We start from the raw sequence: 15,909 nt of genomic DNA on the forward strand, positions 1-15,909 counted from the left end.
CTAATCCCGTGGTTTTTTAGTTGTCCAAGAAAATTATATTTAAGTGTTTAGTATCAATAATTGGTGACATTAATAAATTAACATTACATGGATGAATCATAATTTGTTCTGACCAGTATTGTACATAGAAAAAAATAAGTTATATAGAAGGATTTTAAGTATCTTTCGGGAATAATACATAGTATGATACGATGGCCTGTAGTCTGACTGAGGAGGAATAATATTTATGCCTGTTAATAAAGATAGAATAGTAAAGTTATTTAAGGAGCTTGTACAGATAGATAGTATCTCCCTTGAAGAACGTCTTATGGTTGATAGATTAACTCAGGAATTGAAGGATCTCGGTGCTGATGTTGTTGAAGATGAAACAGGGAAGAAAATCGGTGGTAATGCTGGTAATATTATTGCTGATTTCAGGGGTAATAAAGATGTTCCCAGTCTGGTTTTATCGGCCCATATGGATCGGGTACAGCCAGGTAAGGGCATAAAACCGGTAATAAAGGGTGATTATATTACAAGTAGCGGGGATACAGTGCTGGGTGGGGATGACCTGGTAGGGGTTTGCGCAATATTAGAAACTTTAAGAGTTCTTAAAGAAGATAATGTTTCCACTGGTCCCTTGAAAATAATATTTACAGTGGCTGAAGAATTAGGGTTACAGGGGGGCAAATACTTACATAGTTCTCATTTGGCAGAGGCTGATTTTGGTGTGGTTCTGGACGCTGATGGGGATATTGGTACTATTATAAACCGGGCCCCGAGCCAGATTAAATTTAATGCTATAATAAAGGGGCGCTCAGCCCATGCCGGTATGAATCCTGAAAGGGGTATAAATGCTATTAAAATTGCCAGCCAGGCAATCTCCAGTATGAGACTGGGGAGAATAAATAAATATACGACAGCAAATATCGGGGTAATCAAAGGTGGGATTGCTACTAATGTTGTCCCGGATATGGTTGTACTGGAAGGTGAGGCCCGCAGTCACCATGAAATGGAATTAAATAAACAGGTAGAACATATGAAAGGTGTTATAGAAAAAGCTGTTGAGCGTTATTCGGGTAGTGCCGAGTTTAAGCTGAAAAAGTTATATTCAAGCTTTTCTCTTGAAGAAAACAAACAACCGGTTAAATATGTCAAAGAAATAGGTGAAAAGCTTGGTTATAATGTGAATTGTATTGCCAGTGGAGGCGGAAGTGATGCTAATATTTTCAATGAGAAGGGCTTACCAACGGTAAATCTGGGGATTGGTATGGAAAATGTACATACCAGAGAAGAACGTGTTAAAATAAAAAGCCTGGTAGACATTACAGAATATGTTACTAATCTGGTAACGTCAGCAAGACACTTAAAAAACCTTTAAGAGGGAATTTTTAATGGTTTATGATTTATCCCGGGCACCGGGTACAGTAAAAAAAATAATAAAGGAACATAAAGATAGAAAACAGATTGTGGAAGTAGAGATTAAAGATAGGGGGTTATTTAAGGCTATTAATTATATCCCCATGACCGGAAGGCTGGAAGCTGGTGTTCAGGTTGTCCTGAATACAACAGCTATTGAACTCGGCCTGGGAACAGGTGGATATCATTTTGTAATGGCTGTCATGAATGATAGTTCTTTAGATGATAAGGTGTCTTTTGAAAAAGAGTATCCGGGGCATATAATGAAGTTAAGGTATACCCCCTGTCAGGTGAAAACCCAGTGTGTTGAGGAACAGGAAAGTAAATACCATGATCTCATTAATAATTTTAAAAACTTAAAGGGTCAAATTGTTGTAATTTTACCTTTACATAGCCTGCTGGCTCCTTTAGCCATAACATTTAAGCATTTTTATCCCCATGGCAAACTGGTTTATATTATGACCGAGGGTGGCGCCCTACCAATTGATTTCAGTGATACCGTAAATATACTGAAGAAAAAACAATTAATAGATACAACAATAACCACCGGCCATGCTTTTGGTGGGGATCTGGAGACTGTAAATATTTATACCGGCCTGGCAGCAGCTACTGAAATCGCCAGGGCTGATCTGGTTGTATCGGCCATGGGTCCCGGTATTACAGGAACAGGAACAAAACTGGGATATAGTGGGGTGGAATCTTCTTTTGTCTGCCATGCTGTTCAGGTACTGGGGGGGAGGGTTATTTTTGTACCCCGGGTAAGTATGGCCGATCCCCGGCAAAGGCACTTTGGTATTAGTCATCATAGCATAACCCTGTTGATGGATTTAATAGATAAACCGGTTGATGTTGTTTTCCCTGAGGAGTACAATATAGTTAAAAAGGCTAGTCAACTGGGTGTTATAAAGAAACATAATGCTTATATTTATGATTATGGAATTATAGATAAAATCCTTTCACAAAGTCAATTTGATTTTAATTCCATGGGCAGGGGATATGAAGATGACCACCTGTTTTTCATTACAGCAGGATTAGCTGTTTTGAGGTTTAATGATATGAAAAAGGGGTGATTGTAATGGAACTTGAAGAAAAAACAATTTCAACTGAAGAGGTGTTTCAGGGACGTATTATAGACGTAAGAATAGATAAAGTTAAACTTCCCAATGGAAAAGAAGCCAGTCGTGAAGTAGTAGAACACCCCGGTGGGGTTACCATTATTCCTGTAATGGGTAATGAAGTTATTTTAGTGGAGCAGTTTCGGAAGCCGGCTAATAAATGTTTACTAGAACTTCCAGCAGGTAAATTAGAGGAGGGAGAGACCCCTGCTTTTTGTGCTGAAAGGGAGTTGATAGAAGAGATAGGCTTTAAACCAGGGAAATTGGATTTTTTATTTTCATTTTATACAAGCCCGGGTTTTAGTAATGAGATCCTCTATTTATTTCTGGCTAGAGAATTAAAGCCATTTGAGGATAAGGGTGACGAAGATGAATTTATTAACATACATAAATTAAAAATAGATGATGTTTTAGAATACATAGAATCAGGTAAAATTGAAGATGCCAAAACTATAATAGGGCTTTTATATTTACTGAGAGAGGTGTTGTAAGCTTTGCAGGAAATATATGCAGATCTTCATATACACATTGGCAGTGCCTGTGGGGGGCAGCCCGTAAAGGTGACTGCTTCCAGGAAACTTAACTTTCAAAACATCCTACAGGAGTCGTTGTACAGGAAGGGATTAAACCTTGTCGGGATTATAGATTCTGCTTCACCACTGGTAATAAATGATATAGAAGATCTCCTTGATAAAGGTATTATGGAAGAACTACCTGAAGGGGGGGTAAAATATCAGGATAAGCTTTTTATTATCCTCGGTTCGGAAATTGAAAGCCGGGAAGAGAATGGGGGTCAGGCACACTATTTAGCTTATTTCCCATTTTTAAGCCAGATAAAAGAATTTAGTCAATTATTGGGGAATTATATTACAAATATAAATCTCAGTTCCCAGGCTTGTCGTCTAACTGGCAGGGAGATTTTAAATATTGTTGATGAACTTGGAGGCCTTTTAATTCCTGCACATGCTTTTACGCCCCACAAAAGTTTTTATGGGAGGTGTTTTTCCGGCTACCGTGAAGTTTTTTCTGATGAAGAGTGGGAGAAGATTCCTGCTATTGAACTGGGGTTAAGTGCCGATACTCATCTGGCAGATTTTCTTTCAGAACTGGCGGGGAAATCTTTTCTAAGTAATTCCGACGCCCATTCTCTTGGGAAAATAGCCCGTGAATATAATAAAATGAGACTTGAGGATATTAATTTTAAGGAATTCAAACTGGCATTACAGAGAAAAAAAGGCCGGTGTATAACATATAACTATGGCCTTGATCCCAGACTGGGTAAATACTATTCATCATATTGCCTTCACTGCCAAAAAACAGTACCACTTACCGGAGGAGAAAGATGTTCACTCTGTGGGAGCCAGAAGATAATTATGGGGGTAAAAGATCGTATTATAAATATAAGTAAACGAAATAAATCAATATCCCCTCCCTGGCGCCCCCCCTATGTACATCAAATCCCCCTGGCCGATGTACCAGGGGTTGGCAAAAAGACCCTCAATAAATTATTAAAATCCTTTGGGACAGAAATGGAGATTATTCATCAGTCTGGGGTAAATGAATTGTCAGAACTTGTCGGAACCAGGATTGCAGGGAATATTGATAAGGCACGTTCTGGTAAGGCTTCTATAGAGCCCGGTGGAGGTGGTGTTTATGGCAAAGTTATGGGTTAAAACCCTGAATATTTCCTTTAATGCGTCAGGAGCAGCAGCTGCTGCCCGACAGGGTAATGTAGTAATGGTGGTTGATGTAATTGATATGTCCACTACAGCTGAAGCTGCCCTTGAAGCAGGTGTCCTTGATGTGCTGGGAGCCTGTCCCGACCAGCATAATGTCCCGGTTACTGTTAATCCAGAAAAAATAGGTTATTTTGCCGGTAAAAAGGCTATAAAAAGTGAAACTGGGGTAGTTATTGCCGCTGAGCCACGTTATATCAATAATGATGATAGCGATGTAGATGGGATTAATAAGGTAGTTAAAGGGATAGAAAGGGCAGGAGCTAAAATTGAAAAGGTTGTGTCCAACATTGGGCGGGAGATTGTAAATCTTGTTGACCTTGAGAATAAAGTTCTGGTGATTGTTAGTCCTTCCGGAGGGGCTGCCTTCGATGCTGCCTATAACTATGGTGCTCCTGAAGTAATAACAGGAACAGTAGCCCGGACAAATAAGATGAAGGGGAGTAAACCAGCCAAAATTGCCGCAGACAGGGCTATAGAAAGTGCCCTGAAATGCCGTAGCGGTATTACCATAGTTTCTTCAAGTTCAAATTCAATGGAAGATGTTCAGGCCGCCCAGGTAATAGGACAAGAAATAATAAAACGGGGGTTTCTGGATATGCCCCTTGATGAAGAATAAACATATCCTGTCCCCCCGATGCATAAAATTTAAATATAAGCTCTCTATGCCGGGGGGATAACCAGTGAATAATGTAATGATTAATTTTTTTAGAAAGAGATTACCGGTCTTAATATTTGTTATCATTATTTTTTTAGCAGGAATTTTTTCCGGTGCTGTTATGATTAATTCAGTGGACTTCAGTGTCAGACAAAATTTATTTAGTTACGTTAATAATTTTTTAAAGGAATTTAATTCACTGGGCTATAGTTCTACTACCCTGGCTGGTCAAAGTATTAAGTTTAATTTATTGAGTATATTTTTAATATGGGCATTTGGACTATCTTTGATACTTATGCCTCTTATTCCGATTTTAGTTTTTTTTAAAGGGTTTGTACTCGGGTTTACAGTTGGTTTTATGGTTAATGAATTTAATTTTAAAGGTATATTAATGGCCATAGTTTCTATTTTACCTCAAAATTTAATAATTGTACCTGTTTATACATTAGCCGGTATGATGGGGATATATTTCAGCATTAAAATATTTAATTTTTTTAGATCACAGAAGGAACTGAATATTGAAGACTTTTTATCCTATTCTTTATTGATGTTATTTTTGGGTCTCATCTCAATCGTGGGTTCAGTTATAGAATCTTTTGTAAGCCCCATGTTATTAAAAGTTGTTAGTAATTTACTGTTTTAAAGTAAATGATTTAAGTTTAATACATATTTTTAATAAAAACTCTGGTTTAATAAAATCCCCTGACAGGGGATTTTTTTATGAAAAATTCTCCCCGGAACCCATGATTAAATGCAAACATTAAAAAAGTTAATAATAAGCTTAAAAATGTTAACAAAAAAATATTTTTTATTGACAAATATTAAAATATAGTTTATAATAATAAACAGAACATCAAACTTACTTGATAAGAAGGTGGTTATCTTGGCCAATAAAATAATAGGAAAATGTCCTGTTTGCGGTGATCAAATGAGGGTTGTATCCCTTAAATGCCCCCAGTGCCAGACAGTCATAAATGGAAACTTTAGATTAAACAAATTCTCCAGACTTGATCCGGATCAGCTACATTTTGTTGAGGTTTTTATCAAATGCAGGGGAAATATTAAAGAAGTTGAAAGGGAACTCGGTATTTCTTATCCCACAGTCAGGAATAAACTAGATAATGTTATTCAGGACCTGGGGTATGATATAAAAGATAGTTCTGAGGAAGAAACTACCAGGAAGAGAAAAGAAATACTGGATTCCCTGGAGAAGGGGGAGATAAGTGCTAAAGAAGCAATTGAACTCTTACAGAAAGGATAGGAGGTGATCAAATGGAGGAAGAACGCCTTAAAATTCTAAAAATGGTTGAGGAAGGTAAGGTTAGTGTTGAGGAGGCTAATGAACTGCTGGAAACAATGGAATTTAAAGAAAAAGAGGTACACAGAGAAAATCAGCAAAAGAAAAAGCAGCCCTTTCTTAAAATATTAGTTGAGTCCGAGGATGGAGAAGAGGTTGATATTTCAATTCCCCTGTCCCTGGCAAAGGTTGCTCTTAATTTTATGCCAGAGGAGGCCCGGGAAACCCTTAATGAGCAGGAAATAAATCTTGAAGACATACTGAAAAAGGTCGAAGATGATTTAGAAGATGGAACGTTAGTAAATATAAAAGATGGTGAAAACACGGTATTAATTAAAATTGAAAGATAAATAAAAGTATTTTTATGTTTTGTTGATTTTTTTAATGGTTAGCCCTGCCAGGCCAGGGTCAGGCAGGGGTTGTAAGGTGCGAAAACTGGTGGGCTATCATGAAAAGGTAAGGTGTTGGGATGGTTTTATAATCAAGGTTTTTAAAAACTAATTTATTTGAAGGTAACAACTACTGGAAGGGTGATTTGTAAATGGTTAATCCAATGATAGAAAAATATGCCAGGGTAATAGTTAATTATTCACTGGGAATAAATAAAGGGGATTCAGTCTTAATACAGGGGAATATGATAACCGAACCCATGATTAAGGCCATATATAAAGAGGTTATTAAAGCCGGGGGTCATCCTCTGGTAATAAGTAATTTTGAAGGTCAGGAAGAAATCTTTTATAAATTTGCCTCTGAAGAACAGTTAACATATCAGTCTCCTTTCAGGAAGTACTTAATAGAAAATGTTGATGCAATGGTCAGGGTCCTCGGTAATTATAATACAAAAGGGCTTAGCAATGTAAATCCAGAGAAAATAAGCAAAAGAAGTAAAGCTAATAAAGAAATTACCGAGATTTATATGAACAGGGCTGCATCAGGAGACCTCAGGTGGAATATCTGTCAATATCCAACTCTTGCTGATGCCCAGGAGGCTAAAATGTCCCTAGAGGATTATGAAGACTTTGTTTTTAAGGCCTGCCATTTAGATAAGGAAGACCCGATTAAATACTGGAGGGAGTTTGGAGAAAGGCTGGAAAAGATTGCTCAATTTCTGGAATCCAAGTCTGAACTGCATTTTGTCTCTGAAGACACTGACATAAAATGCCGGGTAGATGGTCGTAAATGGGTTGCGGATAAAGGTGAGGAAAATTATCCCGGTGGTGAAGTCTTTACCGGACCTGTTGAAGATAGTGTTGAGGGTAAAATCAGATTTTCATTCCCGGGTATTTTCCAGGGGAAAGAGATAGAAGATATCAGATTGATATTTAAAGAAGGCAAGGTTGTTGAAGCCAGTGCTTCAAAAGGTGAGGACCTCCTTCATTCCCTTCTTGATACAGATAAAGGGTCACGGTTTGTCGGTGAAGTAGCAATTGGTTGTAATACAGGTATTAAGAAGTTTACCCGTAATATGCTCTTTGATGAAAAAATTGGTGGGACAATTCATTTTGCCATCGGTAGTAGTTATCCAGAAACCGGCGGAAAAAATGTATCCAGTATTCACTGGGATATGCTGTGTGATATGAAGAAGAATGGCCGGATATATGCAGATGGAGAATTATTTTATGAAAACGGGGAGTTTTTAAAACTGTAGAATAAAAAATTAAAATTTAAATAAATATTATCATGAAAAGAAAATCAAAGCTTCACCTCTTAAGTATCCTGAATTAAAGAACAGGGGTGGGGCTTTTTTTATTAAATAATAGCACTTCCCTGGAGGAAAGTGCTATTATTTAATTAACATTGATTAATTTTTTATATAATTTTTGATATTTCAGGGCTGATTGTTTCCAGCTAAAGTCTGTCTTTAAATTATTTTCTCTGATGGTATTCCACAGGTTTTTATTTTTATATATTGTAAGGGCTTCATCTATTGCTTTTAACATACTTTTAGAGTTAAATTCATCAAACAAAAAGCCATTACCTGTTCCAGAGTCAGGATCAAATGGTTTAACAGAGTCCTTAAGGCCTCCAGTCTTCCGGACAATTGGTATAGTGCCATATCGCATCGCTATTAACTGGCCGAGGCCACAGGGTTCAAATAGAGAAGGCATAAGAAAAATGTCTGAACCAGCATAAATTTTTCTGGCCAGCTCATTATCAAATTTAATATTGACAGAAAGATTTGTCCCATATGCAAAACGGGCTTCCTTAAAGAAGAGTTCATAGTTTTTATCTCCGGTTCCCAGTAAAATAAACTGTATATTTCGGGAGAGGATGTGGGGCAGGGCCTGTACCAGCAAATCAATTCCTTTTTGTTTATATAATCTTGAAATTACTGAAATAACAGGGGTGTTTTTGTCAACAGGTAAACCCAGTTCTTGTTGGAGTTTTAATTTGTTTTTTATTTTCCGAACAGGATTTTTCAGACTGAAATTTTGGTAGAGGTAGGGGTCTGTTTCAGGATTATATTCTTCATAATCCAGTCCATTCATAATTCCAAAAAGTTCCTTTGACCTTGATTTTAAAACACCGTGAAGTTGTTCCCCATATTCTGGAGTTGTTATTTCTTCAGCATAGTTATTACTGACTGTAGTTATGATATCAGAAAAAATTAACCCTCCTTTAAGGAAATTAACCTGTCCAAAAAATTCCACGCCATCGGGTTTGAAATAGATATAATCAAGTCCCAGTATATCTTCAAGGATATTTTCGGGGAATACCCCCTGAAATTTGAGGTTATGGATTGTTAATATTGTTTTCATATGATGATAAAATTTTTTCTGGCTAAAATGATCCTTCAAAAAGACGGGGAGCAACCCGGTATGCCAGTCATGGCAATGTATGATATCTGGTTTAAAACCTAAAATTGGCAGAATATACAGGGCCGCCCGGGAAAGGAAGGCAAATCTTTCGGCATCATCATGGTAGCCATATATCCTGGTCCGGTTAAAATAATAACTGTTATCGACAAAATAGAAGGGGACTCCTTTAAAGGTAGTCCCCTCCAGGGTACAAAATTGTTTACGCCAGGCAAGGGGTACAACGAGGCTATTTATGTAACCCATTTGTGATTTGTATTTTTCGGGAATAGAACCGTATTTCGGTATCATAACCCTGACATCATGGCCCTGTTTTTTTAATGCTAATGGCAACGACCCGACAACATCCCCCAGACCTCCGACTTTAATAAATGGATAAGATTCGGCAGCGACAAATAGTATCTTCATCTGGTTCTCCCTTCTAGATAATTGATTTCTTACGGGCTCTGATTGGGTATTTTAAATCCCCGATTAGTTTTTTATCCTGGTTGACAATAACATTTTTATCAAGAATAGCATTTTCAATAACAGCATTTTCTTCTATTTTGCACTTTTGCATAATAATACTGTTTTTGATTTTAGCGTTTTTATGAACCCTGACTCCTCTAAAAATAATACTGTTTTCAACATGACCTTCAATGATACATCCATTGGCCAGTAACGAATTAATTACCTTTGACTTCTGAGAAAACTTTGTAGGGGGTTCGTCTTTAACTTTGGTGTAAATAACACCTGAATCTGAAAATAATTCTTTCCATATTTCTGGATTTAAGAGGTCCATATTACATTTGAAATAATTCTGGATAGAGTTTATAATACCAGCATAACCGTTGTGGTGATAAGCATAAGCCCTTAATTTACCAAGGTAATGGGCTATACCATCTCTAACAAAATCTTTTTTGTTATGGGAAATACAATAATCAATAATATCAATCAGGAGTGATTTTTTCAAAATATATGTCTCCAGAGAGATTTTGCTGCCATTGTCAGGGTTATCAGTTAGTTCAGTAATCCATCCCTGTTTACTGGTTTTAAGGTATAAATAGTTGCTGTCTCTGTCATCCGGTATATCATGTGAAATTATTGTCAGATCTGCCCCCATTTTTTTATGTTTAGAAAAAACTTCTTTGAAATTCAAATTATATATTATATTAGTGCTGGAGAAAATAACATATTCCTGCCTGCTATTATAAAGATAGTCAAGGTTATCCTTAAAAAAAGGTATGTTTGAGTTACTGTTGTGGTGACCATTGTTTTGAGCCGGTGGCAGGAGAAACAATCCATCCCTTTTTCTATCAAGGTCCCACTCTTTACCGGGTCCCAGGTGGTCAAGGAGAGACCGGTGTTTGTTTTTTACCAGGATTCCAATATTCCTGATTCCTGAGTTTACCATATTAGACAGAATAAAATCTATTAAACGATACCTGCTCCCAAATGGAACAGAAGCGACTGAACGGTGAAAGGTTAAATCTTTTAAAAAACTGTCTTCCTGAGTATCATCTATAATCCCCATAATACTTTTCAAAAAAATCCCTCCCTTTTATAACCTCATTAGTTATTCAATAACTTCTCCTTTTTTAATAATTGTATTATCCGGTATATTGGAAAATTCACCAATAACGGTTACTCCCGATTTTTGATTACCTCCCAAATCAACCCCGATACGACAATTCTTACCTATAGTAACATCGCCACATATAATCGTTTTTTCAATGATAGTATTTTTACCTATCTTTACCCTGGGCATGATAACCGATTCTTTAATTCTGGCCTTGTTACCAATAAAAACATCAAAAAATACCACTGATTCCTCCACCCGTCCAAAAACTTCAGAACCTTTATTAATCAGGGACCGCTTGATTAATCCATTTTTCCCGATATACATTGGTGGTTTGTTGGGGTTAACAGAATAGATGGGCCAGAATTTATCATATAAATTTAACCGGGAAGGGTCTTTTAAGAGGTCCATATGGGCTTCCCAGTAACTATTTATAGTACCGACATCCTTCCAATAACTTTTATAATGGTATGCAAAGAGATTTCTATTATCATTCAGCATTCGAGGTATGATATGTTTGCCAAAATCAATACTTTCCTGGCTATTATCTAAATATTCTTTTAACATATTCCAGTTAAAAATATATATCCCCATTGATGCGAGATTACTTTTGGCTTCTTCTGGTTTTTCCTGAAATTCAATAATTTTTTTATTATCATCGGTTACCATAATGCCAAATCTCGATGTTTCCTTCCAGGGAACTTCAATAACACTTATGGTAGCATCAGCATTTTTTTCTTTATGATAGTCAAGTAGCAAAGAATAATCCATTTTGTATATGTGGTCACCTGACAGAACCAGCAGATAGTCCGGATCATATAACTCAATAAATTCAGTGTTCTGGTATATAGCATTGGCTGTTCCTTTATACCATTCACCACCATTTTCCCTGACAAATGGGGGGAGAACAGTTACCCCACCACTTTTTCTATCAAGGTCCCATGAACTCCCGATTCCAATATAGGAGTTAAGAACAAGAGGTTTGTACTGGGTCAGGACACCAACAGTATCAATCCCCGAATTGGCACAGTTACTTAAAGGAAAATCAATAATTCTATATTCCCCGCCAAAGGGGACAGCCGGTTTTGCCAGATTCTTTGTTAATACTCCAAGACGGGTTCCCTGCCCACCTGCCAGTAACATGGCTATAATTTCTTTTTTCGTCGACATAAATTTCCCTCCCAGATAAATTAATATAAAGATTTAAATTTAAACCCAATAAAAATTTATATATTTATTTTTATATAAAAATAACCGGCTATTTAGTTTTATTAAAAGTAATAAAGTTTAAACTATTTCTTTTTATTGATTCAGGGGTTTAAAAAATATTGTTGCCAGAGGAGGTATTGTTATTTCTATTGAATATGGTCTGTTATGCCATGGTTGTTCACTTGGCTGTATAATTGTAGAATTTTTCTGGCCGGACCCACCGAATTTTTCCAGGTCACTATTAAATACCTCCTTATATTCTTTAAACTCAGGAACACCAATTCTGTAATTATGTCTGACTTCAGGAGTAAAATTACAGACAATAATAGTATAGTCACTTCCATCTTTGTTTTTTCTCATAAATGTAATGATACTCTGTTCACTGTCATGGGGATCAATCCATTCAAATCCCCCATCTTCATGATCCCCTTCCCACAGGGTTTTTTCCTGTCTATAGAAGTAGTTTAATTCCCTGACATAATTCTGGAGTTTTTTATGCATATCATAATCGAGTAATAGCCAGTCAAGTCCCTGTTTATAGTTCCACTCGATAAATTGTCCAAATTCTCCACCCATAAATAATAATTTTTTACCGGGGTGTCCCATCATATATCCATAAAGGGTTCTTAAATTAGCAAATTTCTGCCAGTAATCACCGGGCATTTTATCAAGTAAAGATTTTTTTCCATGAACTACTTCATCATGGGATAGAGGTAAAACAAAGTTTTCTGAAAACATGTACATAAAAGAGAAGGTCAGGAGGTTATGATGGTATTTACGATATATAGAATCCATTTCCATGTATTCCAGGGTATCATTCATCCATCCCATATTCCACTTATAATTAAAACCGAGACCACCAAGATGAGCTGGGTAAGTTACCAGGGGCCAGGCGCTGGATTCTTCAGCAATCATCAGGGGATTGGGGAAATACTCAAAAATTACTTTATTAAGGGTTTTTATAAAATCAATAGCTTCCAGGTTTTCATGGCCACCATATTTGTTGGGGACCCATTCCCCGTCACCTTTTCCATGGTTTAAATATAAAAGGTTACTTACAGCATCAACCCTGAGTCCGTCGATATGGTAGATATCAAACCAGAAAACTGCATTAGAGATAAGGAAACTCCATACTTCTGGCTGGTTAAAATCAAAGTTTAAAGTATCCCATTCATTTTCAGCCTTCCGGGGATCCTGGGGTTCATAAAGGGCAGTTCCATCAAATAACCTTAGTCCATGGTCATCTTTGCAGAAATGCCCGGGTACCCAGTCCAGGATAACCCCGATACCATTCTGGTGACATTTGTCGATAAAATACATAAAATCTTCAGGTGTCCCATAACGACTCGTAACAGAATAGTAGTTGGTTAACTGATAACCCCAGGAACCGTCAAAGGGGTGTTCTGCAACCGGTAACAATTCAATGTAGTTATACCCCATATCTTTGACATATTCGACAAGCTCATTTGCCAGTTCCCGGTAGGTTAGATAATCCCCATTTTCCTTACGTTTCCAGGACCCGAGGTGGACTTCATATATTAAGACCGGTTTATTATACACTGTATAATCTTTTTTCTTGTCCATCCATTTTTTATCATTCCACTTGTAATTATTAAGGGAGTAAACAATTGAGGCAGTTTTTGGTTTGCGTTCAGCATAAAAGGCATAAGGATCAGACTTTATTCTGGTATCTCCATATTTTGTTAATATTTCATATTTATAAAGATCTCCCTTTTTGGCCTCAGGTATGAAGGTAGTCCATATTCCAGAATCATTAATTCTTTCCATGGGATTTATATTACCATCCCAATTATTGAAACTGCCAATAACCCTGACTTCGGCAGCGTTAGGGGCCCAGACTGAAAAACGAACCCCTGTTTTTCCATTTTCTTCGCAGGGGTGAGCTCCTAAAAATTCATAGCTTTTATAGTGGCTTCCCTGGTGAAATAAATATCGGTCATAATCAGTCGGTATTTTATCTTTCAATTTTTCACCATCCTTTCTTTTGTAAAATGGGTTATATTAAATGTATATTCATCCCTGTATTAAAAAATAATAAAAATTTTCCTCTTTAATAAATAATTCCACAAAGAAGGGTTCTTTCCTTTAAAAATTTACTATATTTTTTGTGTATACCAGCATTTGAAACGTTTAAAATTATATTTCTAAATTTGACAATTGTAGTAATAATATATATACTTAAATTACCAAATCATGAGACTAAATTATAAGATTATAAGGAGGGGCTTTAATGGGGTCAAAATTAAAAGTATTATTTGTTTCGTCTGAAGTATCGCCTTTTGTTAAAACCGGTGGTTTAGCAGATGTTGCCGGCTCTTTACCGGTGGCTTTAAAGGAACTGGGCCATGATGTTAATATAGTTATGCCGGAATATAAACAGATTCCTGAATACTATAAAGAGCAGCTCGAACATGTCTTGCATTTTAGAACCAGGGTAGTCTGGAGAGATGAATATGTAGGTATCAATAAACTGGATAATAACGGTGTTACAACCTATCTGGTTGATAACAAAAATTATTTTTACCGGGACAGTCTTTACGAAAATGAAGATAAGCATATCCAGTTCACTTATTTCTGCCGGGCTATTATAGAAATGTTACCTAAAATTGGGTTCAAACCAGATATTATTCACTGTAATGACTGGCAGACCGGTCCCCTGTGTATTATGCTCAAGGATAATTATAAACAATTTGATTTTTATAAAAATATAAAAACAGTTTTTACAATCCATAACCTTCAATATCAAGGTAAGTTTGGTTATGACATACTGGAAGATGTCCTGGGAATAAGTCATCATTACTGGGACAATGGTGTTGTAAGGCATGATGGGTTGATAAATTTCATGAAAATGGGAATTATGGAGTCTGATGCTGTTACCACCGTTAGTCATACCTATGCTGAAGAGATTAAAGATCCGTATTATGGTTATGGGTTAGATTATGCGGTACGTTTAAGGGGTAATGATTTATATGGAATTCTAAATGGAATCAGTTATGATGATTTCAATCCAGCAACAGACACCAGGATATACACTAACTATGATTTAAATAAACCGGAAGGAAAATATGAGAATAAAGCCAGGCTTCAGGAAGAACTGGGCTTGCCCGTAAGGGAGGATGTTCCTGTAATCGGAATGGTATCCAGGTTAGTGGAACAAAAAGGACTCGATCTTGTAATCCATATCCTTGATGAATTAATGCAGGACGATATTCAGTTCGTAGTCCTGGGTACAGGTAATAACAAATACGAACATGTTTTCTGGGAATATGGTAATCGCTATCCCGAAAAAATCTCTGTTAATTTAAAATATGACCCTGTTCTGGCCCAGAAGATATATGCCGGTAGTGATATTTTCTTGATGCCATCCCGCTTTGAACCCTGTGGTCTGGGGCAGCTTATAAGTCTCAGATATGGAACCATTCCAGTTGTAAGAGAAACGGGAGGACTTAAAGATACAGTAAAACCTTATAATGAATATACAGGTGAAGGGAATGGCTTCAGTTTTGCAAATTATAATGCCCATGATATGTTGTATACCATTAGAAGAGCTGTAGGTTTTTATCATGATAAGGATGTCTGGAATAAACTGGTCAGGAGAGCCCTCTCAAGTGATTTTAGCTGGAAAAGGTCAGCACTGGAATATGAAAATCTTTATCATAAATTAACTGGTAAACAGGGTGTTAAACGGGAAGATAACCAGGAAAGTAATAATCAAAATACAGTACCTTTAAATGGGGTAGAAAAGTCTTTTGATCAGGAGAAAATGAATAGAGATGAAATTGCCGCTACTGCTGTAACTTCTGATAAAATCAATATAAATAAGGCTGCTGCTTCACAACTTCAAAAGCTCGATGGTATTGGTCCTGCCTTTGCGAAAAGAATAGTTGAATACAGGCAAAAACAAGGTAGATTTAAGACAATTAAAGATATAACTAAAGTAAAGGGAATAAGTAAATCAAAATATAATAATATAAAAGATGATATTACAGTTTAAGTTAACATAGTAATTTTAGTATATAATATATAAAATACTTTATCAGGCTACCCTCCAGGGGTGGCTTTTTTTATGCTTAGAAATACTATAATAAGAGACACTTTTTT

At 36.5% G+C, this 15,909-nt stretch carries 14 protein-coding genes; 10 read left to right on the forward strand and 4 right to left on the reverse strand.

The window, feature by feature from the left end:
• The first annotated feature begins 226 nt into the window (after positions 1 to 226).
• The 9 genes from HORE_RS03620 to HORE_RS03660 all read left to right on the forward strand — a co-directional run bounded on the left by HORE_RS03620 (position 227) and on the right by HORE_RS03660 (position 7,852).
• Positions 227 to 1,360: a M20/M25/M40 family metallo-hydrolase gene (locus HORE_RS03620; protein WP_012635626.1), complete on the forward strand. Its 1,134-nt coding sequence runs from the start codon at positions 227 to 229 to the stop codon at positions 1,358 to 1,360.
• A 13-nt stretch (positions 1,361 to 1,373) separates the two neighbouring features.
• Entirely contained in the window at positions 1,374 to 2,468 is a 1,095-nt protein-coding gene (locus tag HORE_RS03625; RefSeq protein ID WP_012635627.1) for a DUF3866 family protein, read from the forward strand.
• Between the two features lie 5 nt (positions 2,469 to 2,473).
• Positions 2,474 to 3,004, forward strand: a complete 531-nt coding sequence (locus tag HORE_RS03630) for an NUDIX hydrolase (protein WP_012635628.1) — start codon at positions 2,474 to 2,476, stop codon at positions 3,002 to 3,004.
• Positions 3,005 to 3,007: 3 nt separating this feature from the next.
• Positions 3,008 to 4,186: an endonuclease Q family protein gene (locus HORE_RS03635; protein WP_012635629.1), complete on the forward strand. Its 1,179-nt coding sequence runs from the start codon at positions 3,008 to 3,010 to the stop codon at positions 4,184 to 4,186.
• Positions 4,167 to 4,868 (forward strand): hypothetical protein, encoded by a 702-nt coding sequence (locus HORE_RS03640; protein WP_012635630.1) that lies wholly within the window; start codon positions 4,167 to 4,169, stop codon positions 4,866 to 4,868. The genes HORE_RS03635 and HORE_RS03640 overlap by 20 nt, the downstream gene beginning before the upstream one ends.
• 64 nt (positions 4,869 to 4,932) lie before the next feature.
• Positions 4,933 to 5,550 carry a stage II sporulation protein M gene (gene spoIIM, locus HORE_RS03645; protein WP_012635631.1) on the forward strand — a complete coding sequence of 206 codons (618 nt, stop codon included), beginning with the start codon at positions 4,933 to 4,935 and terminating at the stop codon, positions 5,548 to 5,550.
• A gap of 240 nt (positions 5,551 to 5,790) precedes the next feature.
• Complete coding sequence (locus HORE_RS03650) at positions 5,791 to 6,168, forward strand: DUF2089 domain-containing protein (RefSeq protein WP_012635632.1); 378 nt, start codon at positions 5,791 to 5,793, stop codon at positions 6,166 to 6,168.
• Between the two features lie 11 nt (positions 6,169 to 6,179).
• Entirely contained in the window at positions 6,180 to 6,554 is a 375-nt protein-coding gene (locus HORE_RS03655; protein ID WP_012635633.1) for an SHOCT-like domain-containing protein, read from the forward strand.
• A gap of 191 nt (positions 6,555 to 6,745) precedes the next feature.
• Entirely contained in the window at positions 6,746 to 7,852 is a 1,107-nt protein-coding gene (locus HORE_RS03660; protein WP_012635634.1) for an aminopeptidase, read from the forward strand.
• Between the two features lie 139 nt (positions 7,853 to 7,991).
• Here HORE_RS03660 and glgA (HORE_RS03665) read toward each other — a convergent pair whose 3' ends face one another.
• The 4 genes from glgA (HORE_RS03665) to glgB form a co-directional block, all read right to left on the reverse strand.
• A complete protein-coding gene (gene glgA, locus HORE_RS03665; protein ID WP_012635635.1) occupies positions 7,992 to 9,428 on the reverse strand; it encodes a glycogen synthase GlgA in 1,437 nt (478 codons plus the stop codon).
• A gap of 13 nt (positions 9,429 to 9,441) precedes the next feature.
• Entirely contained in the window at positions 9,442 to 10,545 is a 1,104-nt protein-coding gene (glgD, locus tag HORE_RS03670; RefSeq protein ID WP_012635636.1) for a glucose-1-phosphate adenylyltransferase subunit GlgD, read from the reverse strand.
• A gap of 30 nt (positions 10,546 to 10,575) precedes the next feature.
• Positions 10,576 to 11,748, reverse strand: coding sequence for a glucose-1-phosphate adenylyltransferase (locus HORE_RS03675; RefSeq protein WP_012635637.1), 1,173 nt, complete (start codon positions 11,746 to 11,748; stop codon positions 10,576 to 10,578).
• Positions 11,749 to 11,880: 132 nt separating this feature from the next.
• Positions 11,881 to 13,773: a 1,4-alpha-glucan branching protein GlgB gene (gene glgB, locus HORE_RS03680; protein ID WP_012635638.1), complete on the reverse strand. Its 1,893-nt coding sequence runs from the start codon at positions 13,771 to 13,773 to the stop codon at positions 11,881 to 11,883.
• 265 nt (positions 13,774 to 14,038) lie between these two features.
• Here glgB and glgA (HORE_RS03685) point away from each other — a divergent pair, with 265 nt between their 5' ends.
• The gene (gene glgA, locus HORE_RS03685) at positions 14,039 to 15,802 is read left to right on the forward strand and encodes a glycogen synthase GlgA (protein ID WP_012635639.1); all 1,764 of its coding nucleotides are present in this window, start codon (positions 14,039 to 14,041) and stop codon (positions 15,800 to 15,802) included.
• Positions 15,803 to 15,909 lie beyond the last annotated feature (107 nt).

Origin of the sequence: Halothermothrix orenii H 168 (assembly GCF_000020485.1) — a bacterium.
Classification (GTDB): domain Bacteria; phylum Bacillota; class Halanaerobiia; order Halanaerobiales; family Halothermotrichaceae; genus Halothermothrix; species Halothermothrix orenii.

Bases quoted from the DNA above. Each gene is read 5' to 3' on its own strand.
- HORE_RS03620 (WP_012635626.1), top strand. From the start codon at position 227: ATGCCTGTTAATAAAGATAGAATAGTAAAGTTATTTAAGGAGCTTGTA.
- HORE_RS03625 (WP_012635627.1), top strand. From the start codon at position 1,374: ATGGTTTATGATTTATCCCGGGCACCGGGTACAGTAAAAAAAATAATA.
- HORE_RS03630 (WP_012635628.1), top strand. From the start codon at position 2,474: ATGGAACTTGAAGAAAAAACAATTTCAACTGAAGAGGTGTTTCAGGGA.
- HORE_RS03640 (WP_012635630.1), top strand. From the start codon at position 4,167: ATGGCAAAGTTATGGGTTAAAACCCTGAATATTTCCTTTAATGCGTCA.
- HORE_RS03655 (WP_012635633.1), top strand. From the start codon at position 6,180: ATGGAGGAAGAACGCCTTAAAATTCTAAAAATGGTTGAGGAAGGTAAG.
- HORE_RS03660 (WP_012635634.1), top strand. From the start codon at position 6,746: ATGGTTAATCCAATGATAGAAAAATATGCCAGGGTAATAGTTAATTAT.
- glgA (WP_012635635.1), bottom strand. From the start codon at position 9,428: ATGAAGATACTATTTGTCGCTGCCGAATCTTATCCATTTATTAAAGTC.
- HORE_RS03675 (WP_012635637.1), bottom strand. From the start codon at position 11,748: ATGTCGACGAAAAAAGAAATTATAGCCATGTTACTGGCAGGTGGGCAG.
- glgA (WP_012635639.1), top strand. From the start codon at position 14,039: ATGGGGTCAAAATTAAAAGTATTATTTGTTTCGTCTGAAGTATCGCCT.